The sequence below is a fragment of the Ralstonia sp. VS2407 genome, assembly GCF_052950655.1.
Genome location: NZ_JBRFVG010000204.1, coordinates 1 through 487, shown reverse-complemented (window position 1 = coordinate 487; position 487 = coordinate 1). Strand labels below are relative to the sequence as shown.

Sequence of the window (487 nt, the reverse complement as noted above, 5' to 3'; positions counted from 1 at the left end):
GTCTTCCCGGCGTCGGCCAGTCCGGCCACAATGATGTTGAGGCCGGCTGCCATGGCCGCCTTGAGGAACTGGCAGATCAGGTCGTCCATGGCGCCGTACCGGTCGCGGAGGTCCTCCAGGCTGACGTCCATCAGCGTGTGCCGGCGGATGGCCGCGTAGGGACGCACCGACACCTGCATGAGCACGGTCAGGCGGCTACCGTCGGGCAGCTGCATGTCCAGCCACGGCTTGGTGGAGGAGAGCGAGCGCTCGGTCGCTCCGGCACGCATCGCCAGGACCTGGAACATGTCGATGAGTTCCTTGTCGGTCTCGGCGACCGGCTCGCCTACCGTGATCCGCCCGTCCGTGTGCTCGATCCGCACGTTGTCGCAGCCGAGGATGTGGATATTGACGATGTCGGGGCGATCAAGCAGCTGCTGGAGGCGGCCCAGGCCGAACATGTCGGCGGCGACCGCGTCGAGCAGCGCGTCTTCTTCCGCCTGCGAGA

The 487-nt window shown here is 67.1% G+C and carries 1 protein-coding gene; it reads right to left on the bottom strand.

All coding sequences use genetic code 11. The annotated features are described in order from the left end of the window. The coding region (locus tag ACU8YE_RS24630) for a hypothetical protein (RefSeq protein WP_446930054.1) at window positions 1–487 on the bottom strand (487 nt) is incomplete at both ends.